A 15,180-nucleotide genomic window follows, 5' to 3' on the forward strand; every position below is an offset into this window, starting at 1 on the left:
TGCTAACAAAGTAAGCTAGAGGGCAGTTGTTAGTTGTTTAAATTGAGTGCATATTTTAGTGTTTGTTTTTTTCTGTCTCTTAATGATTTTCCCAACGGCCTATTAGCCGTGGCTTGGACTACTATAACTAACTGGGTTATTTAAAATCAATGAAATCTTTCAGTGTGTTCAACCAAAGCCTAGCTTCGCTATAAAGTTACTTTTTATAAGTATCATTTTACAAGTTTAACGACAATGGTTAAGTATAAGCACAAATCGCTATTATCGCCCAATTTTAAGCCATTAATTGTTACTAGGCATACAGTCAAGAAGTGTTCATTTAATTTAAACAAATTTTCTAATTATCTTTAAAAACATTGATATTTGTCATGTATATTTCACTGAAAGTTGATAAAATCGCGACCGAATTAACCCTTTTCACTCTTGGAGAAAGAGATGCGAGAATTATTAGTTATTGCAGATAAAAAAGGCGAAAAGCAAGCGGCTTTTCATCACGCGTTAGAAATAGCGAAAAATACCGGAGCAGTCATTGAATTGGTTGGCTTTGTACATGCTGCGGGAGTGGATAGTTCTGAAATACTTACTCATGACGAAAAGCGAAAGGTCCACCATAGTTATATCGATAAAAAGCAAGCGCAAATAGACGCATTTTTAGCTAAAGTCGATGTTGGCCAAGTTAAAGTAAAAACCGATGTTGTGTGGGAAAAGTCTTTTGAGCGATGGGTTAACGCACGTTGCCACCAAAAATCTTTTGATATGGTATTTAAATCTGGCAATCGGTCAGAGAGTTTCTTATACACGCCATCTGACTGGCAGTTAATGCGCCATTGCCCAGAGCCTGTCATGATTGTTGGTGATAGCCCTTGGAAAGAGGGCGGCACAGTTTTAGCCGCGCTAGATTTGGGCTCGAACAAAAAGCGTTCTTTGGAATTAAATGAGAACATTTTAAAACAGTCTATGAAGTTAGCTAAGTCAACGGGTAGTAATGTTCATGCCTGCTACTCAATCGCAGTGCCAAAAGCGTTAATTGATTTAGATTTAATCGATCCCAAAACTTACGCAGACAAAATGAAAGAGTCACTCGATCCAATTATTCGTAAGCTTGTTGAAGAAGCAGGGCTTGACCGTGACCGCTTGCACTTAGTTTCTGGTAAACCAGCAAAAGAAATTTGTCGCATAGCGAAAGAAATTAATGCTGATGTGGTGCTATTAGGAAATAAAAACTCGACATCATTGCGAGGGCGAATTATGGGTAATACCGCTGAGAGCGTACTCAATAAAGTCGCAGCAGATGTGGTTGTTATTAAATAAACAGACACACGCCAAGTTTAAGCATAGCCCTTAAAAGCAGTATTCGAGTGTGCTATGGAGTCACAAAAAACGGGGGTATTATACCTCCGTTTTTGTTTGTGCTATTTTATGATAGGTTTTAGTGATAACGGCAATTTAGTTTCGCGTCAGATTAAGTCGCATTGAGTAGGAGAAATATAGCGTGCCAACTAAAAATATCTTTAATGATGATGAGGTGGGTTTATTAGTTCATTCCTACAATAACTTCTTGTCTGGAGTCATGGGCTTTTCAGAGCTGGCGCTGTTAGAGTCGAGCAACCAAGCGGTAGCGGAAAGAATTCAAAGTTGCTTGGTTTCTGCCAATGAAGGTGTGACTTTTGGTAAGGAATTATTGTCGTGTTTGGCTCGTATTCAAGTGGTTATGCAGCCTGTGGAATTAAACCAAGTTTTAGACTTAGCTGAGTTTTCAGCAGATGACAGTTTGCCAAATCGGTTAACTCAAAAAATAAACACCAACCAAAAATGGATGCAGCATTGCTTTCAACAAGTTGTTGGCTTTATTGGTACGTATCAGCAGCGATTTGAATTAGCTAGCAAAGCGCCGCAGTTAATCGTGAGTCAGCGGGAAGCGACAATCGATATTAAAATACTTTCTAATATCGAATTAAATGCCTCAATGGCTGATAATTTATTTCGGCCATTTTATTCGAGTAGAGAGCTGTTAGATAAAAAAGATCTGGGGCTAGCGGTAGTAGCAGGTTTTATCACACAAATGAAAGGTACTATTCAGTGGCAAGGTAATGGGTTTCACATAACCTTGCCACTGGCTAGTTAATGCAGGCTGCTTTATTAAAACAAGCAGCGCAGTATAGGTGGGTAGTTCATTGCCTAAACTAAAATGGGTATCAAGGGTTTAGCACTCTATAATGTTAACAGCCAACCCGCCGCGCGCGGTTTCTTTGTATTTTGTTTTCATGTCGGCACCGGTCTCGCGCATGGTTTTTATTACTTTATCCAGTGAAACTTTATGTTCGCCATCGCCTTGTAATGCCAAACGACTGGCATTAATCGCTTTAACCGAACCCATCGCGTTTCTTTCTATACAAGGCACCTGCACTAAACCACCTACCGGATCACAAGTTAAGCCTAAGTTATGTTCCATACCTATTTCTGCGGCACATTCTACTTGGCTTGGGGTACCACCAAGTGCCTCTGTGAGTCCCGCTGCTGCCATAGAGCAGGCAACGCCGACTTCTCCCTGACAGCCTACTTCAGCCCCAGAAATTGATGCATTGAGTTTATAAAGAATGCCAATAGCAGCAGAGGCTAACAGAAAGCGTCGAATATTATCTTTGTTTTGTGGTTTGTAAAAATGCTCATAATACTTGATTACTGCAGGAATAATTCCGGCAGCGCCATTGGTTGGTGCGGTAACTACCCGCCCGCCAGCAGCATTTTCTTCATTAACTGAGAGCGCATATAGGTTAACCCAGTCCATCGCTGCAAGTGGATCTTGTGAATCACCTCTAGAAACTAAGCGGCGGTGTAGCGAAACTGCGCGGCGTTTTACTTTATAGCCGCCGGGTAACACACCTTCGGTGCGCATGCCTTTAGCGATACAGGCATTCATGTTTTCCCAAAGGTTGTCGAGCCCTTGCATAATTTCAGCTTCAGTTCGCCAAACTTTTTCATTCTCTAGCATAATGCTTGAGATGCTTTTGCCGGTTTCTTTAGCAATTTGAAGTAGTTGGTCTCCCGATTGAAAGTCGTAGGGTAACTGCAAGTGGGCTTCTTTAATGGGCTGTGGATCGGTGTCATCGCTAATAACGAAACCGCCGCCAACTGAGTAGTATATTTTTTGTAATATTAGGTCGCCATTGTTATCAAAGGCACTAAATTGCATGCCATTAGCGTGACCGGGTAAGGTTTTTTTACGATGAAAAACAAGGTCGTTCTTGCCATCGAAATCAATCTTAACGCGCCCATCTAAATTAAGTTGTTTAGATTGTCTAATTCGTTCCATTCGATCTGGAACAGTATCTGTGTCAATTAAGTCTGGTTGTTCGCCTTCTAGCCCTAACAGTACTGCAACATCGCTTCCATGCCCTTTACCGGTGTGACCTAATGAGCCATAGAGTTCAGAAACAACCCGCGCTACTGGCGTGTCAAGATCGAGGACTTTGTGCACAAACATTCTTGCAGCGCGCATGGGCCCAACGGTATGAGAGCTTGAAGGGCCTATGCCCACGGTAAAAAGATCAAAAACTGAAACAGCCAAGCGAAACCTCTATATAAAATTTAGTAGCTAATTGATTACTTATTTATTATGACATTTGCGTAGACGAGAGCGTACTACTTTCTATTTATTCTTCACTGGTTTAGCCAGTGTTAAGTATGCGTTTTTAGTTTATTCGACTAACTAAGTTATGCAATATTTTAGCAGTCGCTCCCCAAATATTGTAATGCTTATATTGAATAACATAATAGTGGTAATTCTTTCCTTGGTAAGTCCTTGCAACCGTTTTATAGTGGCTTAAGTCACTTAAAAATGCGAGCGGTACGGTAAAAACCTCATCAACTTCGTTTTTATCAACCTTAATGCGGTAGTTGCTATCAATTTGAGCAACATAAGGTGTTATATTATATTTTGAGATGGTTTGTTGCTCAGGTAAGCGTCCTAATAATTGAATGTGTTGTGGACTAATACCGATTTCTTCCTGAGTTTCGCGTATCGCGGTTTGCGCTAAACTTCCATCGTGCGTTTCATAGCTACCACCTGGAAAGCTAATCTGACCTGGATGGTGCTTTAAATGACTAGCCCTAGTGGTTAATAGAATCTGCCAGTTGCGATCTTTGGACTCTACAAATGCCACTAAAACTCCAGCACAACGAAGCTCAGGCTGCGGTTGGTAGGGCTCATCAATGGAAATTAAGCTGTCGCGAATAGACTCAAAATTCATTAGGTTTTAAATTTCCGCTTCTAATATAGGTAATATTTTAGCCAGTTTATCAAAAGTTTCTTGATATTCACTACTGGCACTAGAGTCCGCAACAAGGCCACCTCCAGCCCAACAGTAAAGATTCTTCTGTTTACTGATTAAAGTTCTAATACAAATATTAGTATCCATTTTTCCATTAATATCAATATAGCCAATGCTACCGCAATATAGGTTTCTTTTATGAGGTTCTAGCTCGAAGATTATTTGCATGGCTCTAATTTTTGGTGCACCAGTAATAGAACCTCCGGGAAAACTAGTTGAAAGCAAGTCAAATATATCAAATTGAGGTGCCAGTTGAGACTCAATTGTCGAAATTAAGTGATGGACGCTTTTAAAGGAATGCAGGCCGAAAAGCTGCGATACTTTTACAGAGGCTTTAGCGGCGGTTCGACTAAGATCGTTGCGTAACAAGTCGACAATCATTAGATTTTCCGCACGGTCTTTTTCGCTATTAGTCAGTTCATCAGCTAAAGCACGGTCTTTTGTTTGGTTGTCGCTGCGAGGGCGGGTTCCTTTAATCGGTTGAGTAATTACTTTGCCTCTGTTGCATTCTAAAAACCTTTCTGGTGAGAGGCACAAAATTTCAAAGTCTGTATATTTTAAGTAGGCTGAAAATGGCGCTTGATTGGCTAAACTAAGCTTTTTATAAGCGCTATACGAGTTTCCTTGAAACTGTGCCTTGAAACGCTGTGCAAAGTTAACTTGATAGCAGTCTCCCGCTTTAATGTAGTTTTGAATACGAGTGAAGGCGTTTTTATATTCGGCTGCACTGATATTGCTTTGCCATTGACTGGTTAATTTAAAGTGATTATTCGCTGAGGTGTTTTCTGAAATTGCGAATGGCGCTAATGCTAGACTTTCTGTCGTACGCTTTGTTAGCTCTTGCCAAGCGCTTTCGGGTAGACCAAAGTTATACAGTGTCGATGTTTTTAATTGATGATCGTTAATTAAAGCCCACTGGTAAAAACCCATTGCTAACGTAGGTATTTGAATATCGTCTTGCTGCGTATTGGTAAATTTTTCTAAATGCTCACCAAAGTCGTAGCTAAGGTAACCTAACCAGCCCCCGACAAATGGCAGTTCGCACTCAACATGAGTAGGGCTCATTAACTGATTAAAGCATTGGTTGATTTTGCGCATTAAGATGAGTGGATGTTCGCTAAACTGCTCTGCGATGCTATTGAGTTTATTAACCAGTGGTGGCGCTAGGTGGTTTGAGTTGGTGGTCAGGTTGACTTCATTATTATTAAAACTCAGCGTGACACTGGGAGAGTTGACTAAAATATCATAGCGGTTATAGGCTAGATCGCTGCCAGCGCTGTCTAGCAGCATTGACCAAGGCGCGCTTAATAGGCCTTCGTAGGCATCGAGCTTAGTTTGGCGGTTTATATAGTTAAGTTCTATTTGCTGCATGATATATAAAAGCGTCGAGTTAATTTGTAAAGGTTGCCATTGCTAAGTTTTAAGTTAAGCTAAGCGCGTAATTAAACCATTAAAGTTTGTAAACAGATATTATGCTTTCAGTAATGGCCAATAGAGCTTGTTTAATTAATTCTTGTTTAATTAAATCTTGTTTAATGAAGACATGTTTAATTAAAGTCACTCATGGCTGGCTTTAAACCTTTACCGATAAAGGTGCAAAACAGTATTATCTATTGTAACTGAGACAAGACGTAGAGTTCATTAATGTTTCACCTTTTATTGCATTTAATTTTACCGCTGATTGTGGCGCGGCTTTTTTTCTCAAAGCATTGGTTAAAAGTTTATTTCATTTTTATGCTGACGATGCTGGTCGATATTGATCACTTATTAGCCAGCCCAATTTATGATCCCAACCGTTGTAGCATTAATTTTCATCCACTGCATACCTACTGGGCTATTGCTGTTTATGTTGTGGGTTTATGCTTTCGGCCTACAAGACTTGTGTCTATTGGGCTGCTGATTCATATGGCTCTCGATTGGCAAGATTGCTTGCTTCCAATTAAGTTTTGGTTTGAGTAGCGCTCACAAATTAAGCCGATTGAAATAATTAGCAACTATAAATTATGGCTATAAAACGCTAATAGCATTTACTTTTTGCATGCAGCAAGGTTTAATCGTGCTAATACTCTATAACAAGTAATCGACTTTCTGTGAATCGACAAATCACCCCAAACACTGATATTTCCGCTAGTTTAACCTTGCCGGGAAGTAAATATATTGCCAATCGGCTTTTGCCTATGTGCGCTTTGGCGCAGACTCCGTCAATCCTTAAAAATGTGGTGTTAAATGACGATATTAACGTGGCAATTAAGGGCTTAAATCAATTAGGCTATTCCGTTTTACGTGAAGCGGGCAATATTATCGTAAAACCAGGCCAGCCAGTTGAACAGTTAGTCACTTTAGATACAGCACATAGTGGCACTTTCTCTCGTTTTGTGAGTGCGATTGCTGCACTTCAAAAGCATTCGGTTAAGATTAGTTGCTCGAGCAAAATGGCGACTCGTCCTATGCTTGAGTTATTTAGCGCATTGCGAAGTTTAGGCGTGAGTGTTGAGTCGCCTAATAACTGTTTACCCGCGCAAATCACCGGTCCAATTAAATATGAGCAATGCCAGTTAGATGCCAGTCGAAGTAGTCAGTACCTAAGCGCGTTGTTAATTATTGCGCCTTTGCTGCCTAACGGCTTAACGATTCAGTTAGAGTCTGCGCTTGTTTCTAAAGCCTATGTAGAAATGACTATCCAGTTAATGGGACTGTTAGGCGTTAAAGTAGAGCAAAGTGATAATAGTTATCGAGTTGCTGCAGGGCAAAATTACCGTGGTGGCACTTACCATATTCCAGCTGACCCAGTTTCGTCTACTTACTTTATGGCCGCCGCCGCCATTAGTGGTGGTAAAGTTACTATTAAAGACTTCGACCAAACATCAGTTCAAGGTGAAGCTCAGTTTTATCGTGTTCTTGAGTTAATGGGCTGTGAGGTGAGTTTTCATGAGGGTGACTTAACTGTGAGTGGTCCCTCAAGTTTAAAAGGCATAAGCATTGATATGAGCGAAATGCCAGATGCGGTTCAAACTCTCGCAGCAGTCGCTTGCTTTTGTGAAGGAAAAGTTACTATCACGAATATTGCTCATTTAGCGTACAAAGAGTCTAACCGTATTAGCGATACGGCAAAAGAAATTCAAAAAACGGGAATTGAAGTAAATTATGGTGCTGACTTTTTAGAAATAGTTGGCGGCAAACCGCATGCCGCAACACTAGAAACTCACGATGATCATCGCATGGCAATGAGTCTTGCGTTGCTGGGAATTCGAACGCAAGGGATTGTCATCAATAATGCACAGGTAGTGGAAAAGTCGTTTCCAAGTTACTGGGATGTATTAACACAAATCGGCATAGAGTCTCAGGTTGTCTCATCTTAGTGAGGTTTGGGCGTGGTGATATTAAAATAGGCTTAAACAAAACATAAGTTGGGTTATTTAAAGGTAAAGAACGTTTTAAATGATTTGGTTTTTAAGCGATTCGGTTTTTCAAGGATTTAGTTTTTCAAAGATTTAGTTTTTCAAAGATTTAGTTTTTCAAAGATTTAGTTTTTCAAAGATTTAGTTTTTAAGGCATAGACATTATGGCAGGCGATAGTTTTGGTAAGTTGTTTAGAGTGACTAATTGGGGTGAGTCTCATGGACCTGCGGTTGGTTGTGTCGTAGAGGGTTGTCCTGCGGGTATTAGTTTGAGCGAGCAAGATATTCAGCCTTATTTAGATAAGCGCAGGCCTGGGCAAAGTCAATTGGTTACGCAACGAAATGAAGCGGATCAAATTGAGATATTATCGGGTGTGGTCAATGGAAAAACGACAGGAACAGCAATAAGCCTTTTAATTAAAAACACTAACTCACGCTCTAAAGATTATAGTGAAATGGCTGAGCTGTATCGTCCTAGTCATGCTGATTTTACCTACCAAGCAAAGTACGGTTTACGTGATGTTGCCGGTGGCGGTCGTAGTTCTGCGAGAACAACTGCAGCGAATGTTGCTGCCGGTGCTATCGCTAGAAAAATATTAGCACAGCAAGGTATTGAAATACTGTCTTGGGTGGAAAGTGTTGGAGACATAAAATGCTCGATCGATTTTGAGCAAGTTACCGAAGCTCAAGTTGAAAGTAATCCCGTTCGCTGTCCTGATACCCAAGCTGCAAAGTTAATGCAAGACAAAATTTTACAGGTTCGTAAAGCCGGCGATACCATCGGCGGGGTAGTGAGAGGCAGTGTTAAAAATATGCCCATTGGTTTAGGTGAGCCCATTTTTGATCGTTTAGAAGCCGATTTAGCCAAAGCAATGCTTGCAATCAATGCGAGTAAAGGTTTTGAAATTGGCTCAGGCTTTGCTGGAACCCAAATGTTAGGCAGCGAACACAATGACCTATTTTACACTGATGATAACAAGCAAATTAAAACTCATACCAACCATTCAGGCGGTGTACAAGGTGGTATATCAAATGGCATGGCATTAGACTTTAAAGTCGCATTTAAGCCGGTAGCAACCATAATGCAAAAGCAATCGACAGTTAAGCTCGATGGTTCTGCTACGGAATTTCAAGGGCGTGGCCGTCACGATCCTTGTGTATTGCCTCGCGCCGTGCCTATTGTTGACGCTATGACTGCACTGGTTTTATGTGATCACTGGTTAAGACACAAAGCTTATTGTGAGTAAAAAACGGTTTTGCTCAGTTATTTGTTTTTAGGCAGTTGTAAGCCAAGTTGCTCGCCGCGCCATTTAGCAAAATACATGCCTGCAAAAAGAAACAGCGATGCAAATATTAACTCTAAGGTGATCGCTGGCCATTCGTTAAAGTTGGTGACAAAAGAAGTCAGTGCATGGCAAATGTAAAGTACGGCAATAAATCCAGACCAAGCGTGAGTGTAAGCTTTGCCTTGTATTAGCCCCCAAGCCGGAAAAGCAAGCGGAATAAGCCACATTACGGTTAGCGTGGTGTTAGAGAACTGTGGCGACGGAAACCAAGCGAGATTCCAAACCGGAATCAATAAAATCAGTCCAAAATAGCCAATTAGAGTGAGCCTATGGGCCAATAGCATTCGTGGTGTAGGGGCTTCAATTGTCATAATATTAATTCTTTAGGCTAGGTTTTTTAACGGTTAAGTCATTGGGCGATTAGCGAATAGCAGGCTAGATTAACATTTTAGCTTGTTAGCTAAAATAGCCATTCTTTCACCTTGTGCTATGGCCAGTTCTTTTTCATGCTGACTAATGCTTCTATCGTTGTTTTGTCCGCTCCAGTGGCTCACACCATAGGGAGTGCCACCGCTGTTGGTGTGAATTAGGCCTGTTTGACTATAAGGCAGGCCTGAAATTAGCATTCCGTGATGCAAAAATGGCATCATCATGCTGAGTAAAGTCGTTTCTTGGCCACCATGTAAACTACTGGTTGAGGTAAAAAAGCTTACCGGTTTACCGGCAAGTTCACAGTTCATCCACAGCTGGCTGGTAGAGTCGATAAAGTATTTTAAGGGTGCGGCCATATTGCCAAACCGAGTAGGGCTACCGACAACTAAACCGTCACACTCTTTTAAGTCCTCTAATGAAACATAAAGATCACCTTCAACTGGTACGTTTGGTTGAGTAGCTTCGGTTTTAGCAGAAACGGATGGAACTGTGCGCAACTTAGCACAAGCACTTTGTTTTTCAATTCCTCTAGCGATTAGTTTGGCTAATTCGCGAGTACTTCCAGAAGCTGAGTAATACAGCACTAATATGTTTAACATTGCTAAAACCTTACTTAAATGATGGCCGTGTAAACTTGCTTTATGGCGAATAAAAATTATCGCTGCTTAACTAAAAGAGCAGCAGCGACAAATATTATAATAAAGCTAATACGTTTTCTGGCGGACGGCCTATAATTGCTTTTTTGCCCTTAACTACGATAGGGCGCTCAATTACTTTAGGGTTAGCGACCATTAGTTTTATTTGTTGTGCTTCGCTAAGCTCCAAGTTGTCTAGTCCTGCAGCTTTATATTCAGCTTCTTTTTTGCGCATAATTTCTTGAGGCGTTAATTTTAAAGCCGCCAAAATTTGGCCAAGCTGTTGCTCAGACGGCGGGTTTTTTAAATATTCGATAACTTCTATTTCAGCATTATTGTTAACCATTAGCTCTAACGTTTGTCTTGATTTAGAACAGCGCGGGTTATGATAAATAGTCAGCTTTGCCACTTGTGATTGCCTCTTTTACTGTTAATATGAAGATGTTTTTAAAAAAGGCTATTTTAGGGCTTAGTTGTGATAGAAGAAAGACTTAAATATTTACAAGCGTTTATTTCTTACGTAATGCGGCGTTACTCCGCTGATCGTTGCTCTTCAATTGCGGCCGAATTAACGGTTACTAGCTTGTTAGCCTTAGTGCCATTAACCGCGGTTATTTTTTCTTTATTAGCATTTGTCCCTAGCTTTCAAAGCCTAGGGCAAGAAGTGCAAACCTTGATGTTTCGCTATTTTGTGCCAGCAACAGGTGAAACAGTGCAAACTTATATAAATGAGTTTGTCGCCAAAGCACGTGGGCTATCAGGGTTAGGCTTTGTGATGCTAATCGTTACCGCATTGTTGTTAATGCGGACAATCGACGCCAGTTTTAATAAAATTTGGCAAGTAAAGTCTAATAAATCGATGGTACGAACCTTATTGGTTTACTGGGCTATTCTTACCTTAGGCCCCATATTGTTAGGTTCCAGTGTTTTAATTTCGTCTTATATTCAGTCATTACCTGTGTTTACTAATGTCGCAGAATATAGTCAATGGATGACTTTCTGGGTTCCGTTTTTCATGGCGGCAATTGCTTTTTCGGTGATGTTTTTTGTAATACCAAATCGTCGCATATTCGTTTTACATGCGGTGTTTTCTGGTTTAGTTACAGCCAGTTTATTTGAAGTAGCCAAAGCGCTGTTCGCGATTTTTGTGAGTAGCTTTTCAACCTATCAGCTGATTTTTGGTGCCTTGGCTACAATTCCATTGTTTCTCATTTGGATTTATGTCATTTGGGGGATTGTGCTGTTTGGCGCTGAATTATGTCACGCACTAGAATCATTTCAATTTAGTCAATCACAAGAAGAACCTGAGCACCCGTTTTTAGAAGTTGTTGAAGTATTGTTAGTGCTGATTGAGCATCAAAAACTAGGTAAAACGATTAACGAAGATGAGTTAAGTCTGGAGACACGTAAACGCTGGGAAGCTTGCTATATTCGGTGGTTAGAGAAATTAATCGAGTTTAATGTTGTGTCTAAAGGTCAAGATCAATCTTACTGTCTGATCAACAACGCCAGCGCAATTGATTATAAGTTGGCGTATAAAGCGGCAAATCGAAAGCTTCCAACACTACAAGAAGTAGACGCTTGCGAATTGCCTGAAAACATCAAGCTCCAAGTAAAGCAATTAATAAAGGGGATTAATCAGCAGCTTAGTGATCACCTGGAAGCCTAAGGTCATTAAGCGATAAGCTTTCATCAGGGTCAGATTCGCTTAAAAAGTCGTCTTGTATATCGCCTTTTTCATGTGGAATACTAGTCCAAGGAATTACGTCGGATACTTCATCTTGTACTTCTTCAGCGAGTTCGTCTCTTAATTCATAAGTTTGGTAGAAAAAGCGCTCTATACACGGCGTTACTTCAACCTTTAAGCGCGGCCGAACTTCTACTGGTTTATCTAAACCTAGCATGGCATAAACGCGGTTTTCTCTGTGTGAACCTCGCGCAGTAATAATGGTTGCTGAATTGCTGCCTTCAATAACGGTTCCCGAAACCACAATGCCCGGTTGACCACCTTTTTCATTTTTACCTTGGTGTAAAATTAACCGCACAGGTTGGTAACGGCCTTCAATATACTTTAGCCCCAACATGGTTCCATTGAGTTTGTCACCCGTATGCCATCGGCAAATAGCTAAACGCCAATGCGGAGCAGGGTTTCCATCCATATACTCGCGAATTAAAGCCAGATCGCCAAGTTTGATTTTAGGCAGCATATATTGGCGAGAACATAAGCCAATTCCGCCGGCACTTACATTTATAGCGTCCCACGAAAGCTGCTCTGGCTGAGAGATTTTAGTAAGCGCTGCAATTTCGTCAAAATTAAGCGCTTTACGTCCATTTTGCTCTGCACGTCCTAATACTCGGCTAATGTCATTAATGCCCCAGACCACATCTACTCGGGTCACGATAGGGTAACGACGAGCATTTCTCTCAACGCGATGGCGCCAGTGCTTGTCTACGTGTTCCCACAGATATTTGGCGGTATCTTGGCTAATCGAGCGGTGAAACGCTTTTTCAGACAGGGTGTTGTTTTGTTCTAAGTTTTCTAAGTCATAGTTAATTTGACGCAGTAGATCAAAAGTTAACAGCAGTCTAATTTTAGGATCTTCAGGATCATCTAATTCGCTGGTTACAAAGTTAGGTTTATTTTCGCTTGTAACATCAATAATAAAGCATTCTTGCTTTCTAAAGTCATCTGGATCTTCGCTAATAGTGGCTAAATGTACCCAGTTTTGAAGATAGTAAAAAAGATGCCAATGCTCAGTTTTATCAAGGTGATAAGGATCTGCTAATGCAATTAAGCAATTGCGAATATAGTTTTGCTCAATAGAACCAAGACAATGAGAGCGGCCTGAATCAATACTTTCTTTTTCGACTTCTTCTTTGCCTGCAAATGCAAATAAGGTGTTAATTTCACGCCACAAATAAATAGGCACGGGCGTGTACATTTCATACTGCTCAATTAACATCAGCCCAAGGTAATAAATCGAAAAAGCGATAGATTTTATCTTTAATTTGTTTTTGCCCCATAATTGGCGCTTGTTTTGGCTGTCGTTGACGATTATTTTGTGTGCAAAAGCCATTTCTCTGGTGAAATTGTGCAACTTCTCTATGTTATCTTTTTCGAATTCTGGGCTTTTTGCAAAAGTGATAATTTGGGGACGGAAGCGATCGTGGATAATGCGGTAGCTATAATCAAACTGTTCAACAAGTTCAGCACGTTGTTTGTAAGGCATTTCTGTTCGATTTAAACTAGAAATGGCACGTGTGATTTCGGTAAGTGATTTCGACATGTCAGCAAGCGGAAGAGAGCGCAACCACTCTGACAGCTTGGTTTTGTCTGTTTCAACGAGAATATGCTGGCCTTCCTGTTGGGAAGGTATTGTTAATCTTAGGCTATCCATGTTTTTCGTTTACATCTCTCCCAGTTACAGCTAACTTAATTCGCCTAAACGATTGATTATATCCATATAATTTAAGGTATACACTGATTTCGACGATTGAACCATTCAATCTTTCTTTGCCACTCAGTTAACAAGGAACTTGAAAGTAAGCATTGCCTCGACTCACTATTAAGTTAACTTTTGTTCGCTGAAACTCAAATTCCAATCGCGCTAAGATTAAGGTAGCATAGCCGCAATTTGATATACCGCAAATATTATCTCTAATAATTATAATATTGCGTGCAAATTTAAGTTTAAACGCTTTTTATATAATTTAACAGTGTTTAAGACAAACCGCATGAAAATTAAGAACTATTTTATTAATCAATAGGTTATGCCTATTAGTTAGACTATATCAGAGTTGCCTATCTATGAAAACTATAGCACAAATTCGCAATAAATTACTATTTGGCTGCTTTTTAGCTATTTTGGCTACATTAAGCGCTTGTCAGGAAAATAATCAATTTACTTTACTTGATGGAGATGGCGCGAAAGTCTCGCTTTCTCAATATAAAGGCAATTTAATTATTATTAATTTTTGGGCCGAATGGTGTGCGCCATGTTTAGAAGAGATCCCAGCCTTAAATCAAGTGCACCAAGAAAACAACCAAACAATTGTAATTGGCGTTAGTTATGATCAGCTATCAAAAGACGAGCTCAAATCAATAGTGACCAAATGGGATTTTAAATACCCTGTTATGGCCACTAGTCCGAGTCCAATTTTACCGTTTAGCTTGCCTAAAACCTTACCAACTAACTATATTGTTAATTCTAAAGGCGAAGTATTGCTCATGTTAGAGGGTAAGCAGGATCATAATAGCTTGAATTTAGCGCTAAACCAGTTGAAAAACAAAAGCTAAGTTACCGAAATTGTTCAATTAATTAAATAATCTATCGATTTAAAATGAGGACTAGTTAGGTTTTTCTATTCCCAACTGCGATATTATTAAGTGATTAATCAAGCGACTGGCTAGTAATGATATTTGCTTGTTGTTTTAAGCGTCGCTTTAAGATTTAATGATTAGTCGTGAGTTGAGAGAAGTAATTTTGTAGAAAAATGACTTCTATCCTTATGTTAAGAGCGGCTTATTGCTCAATGGACTTTTTAAGAAGAGAAGATATGTTTAAGTTGAAGCAGTGGATTGTACCTTGCCTTATAATTTTAATCTCTTTCGCCGGGAGCGCATCGGCCTTGAGTGAGTCAGAGTCCAGCTCGGAAATCACGACTGCGGAAAAGCTGGAGAACTTAAAAAAAGATGTTTTAAGTGTTAACAGAGACTTATTTATTTTAGAAGAAGATTTATTGTTTCCTGCTTCTACTCAAGTTGCAGTCTATTTGTCGATGGATATTGGTCAGTTTTTTTCATTGGATAACGTAAAGCTGAAAATAGACGACAAAGACGTCACCCACTACCTATATACAGAAAATGACACTAAAGCCCTGTTAAAAGGCGCTATTCAAAAGCTTTATGTAGGCAACTTAAGCGTTGGTGAGCACGAAGTGGTCGCTATTGTTATAGGGACTGGTCCCTATAAGCGAGATTTTCGAAAAGCAGTTGCGTTTAAGTTTACCAAAGATAGCGAAGCCTCAGCTTTAGAGATTCAAATTAGAGACGATGAAACCAAACAGCAGCCAAAATTAAATGTAATTGAGTGGTAAG

The 15,180-nt window shown here is 40.1% G+C and carries 15 protein-coding genes; 8 read left to right on the top strand and 7 right to left on the bottom strand.

Annotation, left to right across the window (positions count from 1 at the left end):
- The first annotated feature begins 435 nt into the window (after positions 1 to 435).
- Together ACUR5C_RS06895 and ACUR5C_RS06900 are read left to right on the top strand one after the other, a co-directional pair.
- Positions 436 to 1,311, top strand: a complete 876-nt coding sequence (locus ACUR5C_RS06895; protein WP_454467618.1) for a universal stress protein — start codon at positions 436 to 438, stop codon at positions 1,309 to 1,311.
- A 181-nt stretch (positions 1,312 to 1,492) separates the two neighbouring features.
- A complete protein-coding gene (locus ACUR5C_RS06900; RefSeq protein WP_454467619.1) occupies positions 1,493 to 2,125 on the top strand; it encodes a nitrogen regulation protein NR(II) in 633 nt (210 codons plus the stop codon).
- A 78-nt stretch (positions 2,126 to 2,203) separates the two neighbouring features.
- Here the strand turns inward: ACUR5C_RS06900 and ACUR5C_RS06905 are convergent, their stop codons facing one another.
- The 3 genes from ACUR5C_RS06905 to pabB all read right to left on the bottom strand — a co-directional run bounded on the left by ACUR5C_RS06905 (position 2,204) and on the right by pabB (position 5,702).
- Complete coding sequence (locus ACUR5C_RS06905; protein WP_454467620.1) at positions 2,204 to 3,568, bottom strand: L-serine ammonia-lyase; 1,365 nt, start codon at positions 3,566 to 3,568, stop codon at positions 2,204 to 2,206.
- Between the two features lie 124 nt (positions 3,569 to 3,692).
- Positions 3,693 to 4,250 carry a CoA pyrophosphatase gene (locus ACUR5C_RS06910; RefSeq protein ID WP_454467621.1) on the bottom strand — a complete coding sequence of 186 codons (558 nt, stop codon included), beginning with the start codon at positions 4,248 to 4,250 and terminating at the stop codon, positions 3,693 to 3,695.
- A gap of 6 nt (positions 4,251 to 4,256) precedes the next feature.
- On the bottom strand, positions 4,257 to 5,702 hold the full coding sequence (gene pabB, locus ACUR5C_RS06915; RefSeq protein ID WP_454467622.1) for an aminodeoxychorismate synthase component I: 1,446 nt from the start codon (positions 5,700 to 5,702) through the stop codon (positions 4,257 to 4,259).
- A 273-nt stretch (positions 5,703 to 5,975) separates the two neighbouring features.
- On the opposite strand from pabB, the gene ACUR5C_RS06920 reads away from it, so the two are divergent.
- The 3 genes from ACUR5C_RS06920 (at position 5,976) to aroC (ending at position 8,976) form a co-directional block, all read left to right on the top strand.
- The gene (locus ACUR5C_RS06920) at positions 5,976 to 6,290 is read left to right on the top strand and encodes a DUF6122 family protein (protein WP_454467623.1); all 315 of its coding nucleotides are present in this window, start codon (positions 5,976 to 5,978) and stop codon (positions 6,288 to 6,290) included.
- Positions 6,291 to 6,421: 131 nt separating this feature from the next.
- Positions 6,422 to 7,690: a 3-phosphoshikimate 1-carboxyvinyltransferase gene (aroA, locus tag ACUR5C_RS06925; protein ID WP_454467624.1), complete on the top strand. Its 1,269-nt coding sequence runs from the start codon at positions 6,422 to 6,424 to the stop codon at positions 7,688 to 7,690.
- A gap of 203 nt (positions 7,691 to 7,893) precedes the next feature.
- Positions 7,894 to 8,976, top strand: coding sequence for a chorismate synthase (gene aroC / locus ACUR5C_RS06930; RefSeq protein ID WP_454467625.1), 1,083 nt, complete (start codon positions 7,894 to 7,896; stop codon positions 8,974 to 8,976).
- Positions 8,977 to 8,993: 17 nt separating this feature from the next.
- Here aroC and ACUR5C_RS06935 read toward each other — a convergent pair whose 3' ends face one another.
- From ACUR5C_RS06935 to arsC, 3 genes are all read right to left on the bottom strand, one after another.
- Entirely contained in the window at positions 8,994 to 9,386 is a 393-nt protein-coding gene (locus ACUR5C_RS06935; RefSeq protein WP_454467626.1) for a DUF2069 domain-containing protein, read from the bottom strand.
- Positions 9,387 to 9,455: 69 nt separating this feature from the next.
- Positions 9,456 to 10,046, bottom strand: coding sequence for an NAD(P)H:quinone oxidoreductase (gene wrbA, locus ACUR5C_RS06940; RefSeq protein ID WP_454467627.1), 591 nt, complete (start codon positions 10,044 to 10,046; stop codon positions 9,456 to 9,458).
- Between the two features lie 94 nt (positions 10,047 to 10,140).
- Complete coding sequence (gene arsC / locus ACUR5C_RS06945) at positions 10,141 to 10,491, bottom strand: arsenate reductase (glutaredoxin) (protein WP_454467628.1); 351 nt, start codon at positions 10,489 to 10,491, stop codon at positions 10,141 to 10,143.
- A 66-nt stretch (positions 10,492 to 10,557) separates the two neighbouring features.
- On the opposite strand from arsC, the gene ACUR5C_RS06950 reads away from it, so the two are divergent.
- Positions 10,558 to 11,751 carry a YihY family inner membrane protein gene (locus tag ACUR5C_RS06950; RefSeq protein ID WP_454467629.1) on the top strand — a complete coding sequence of 398 codons (1,194 nt, stop codon included), beginning with the start codon at positions 10,558 to 10,560 and terminating at the stop codon, positions 11,749 to 11,751.
- On the opposite strand, the gene ACUR5C_RS06955 is transcribed toward ACUR5C_RS06950, so the two are convergent.
- Entirely contained in the window at positions 11,729 to 13,480 is a 1,752-nt protein-coding gene (locus ACUR5C_RS06955) for a cyclic-di-GMP receptor FimW-related protein (RefSeq protein WP_454467630.1), read from the bottom strand. The genes ACUR5C_RS06950 and ACUR5C_RS06955 overlap by 23 nt on opposite strands.
- 410 nt (positions 13,481 to 13,890) lie before the next feature.
- On the opposite strand from ACUR5C_RS06955, the gene ACUR5C_RS06960 reads away from it, so the two are divergent.
- Together ACUR5C_RS06960 and ACUR5C_RS06965 are read left to right on the top strand one after the other, a co-directional pair.
- Entirely contained in the window at positions 13,891 to 14,379 is a 489-nt protein-coding gene (locus ACUR5C_RS06960) for a TlpA family protein disulfide reductase (RefSeq protein ID WP_454467631.1), read from the top strand.
- 236 nt (positions 14,380 to 14,615) lie between these two features.
- On the top strand, positions 14,616 to 15,179 hold the full coding sequence (locus ACUR5C_RS06965; protein WP_454467632.1) for an AraC family transcriptional regulator: 564 nt from the start codon (positions 14,616 to 14,618) through the stop codon (positions 15,177 to 15,179).
- Position 15,180 lies beyond the last annotated feature (1 nt).

The organism is Aliikangiella aequoris (genome assembly GCF_053709105.1).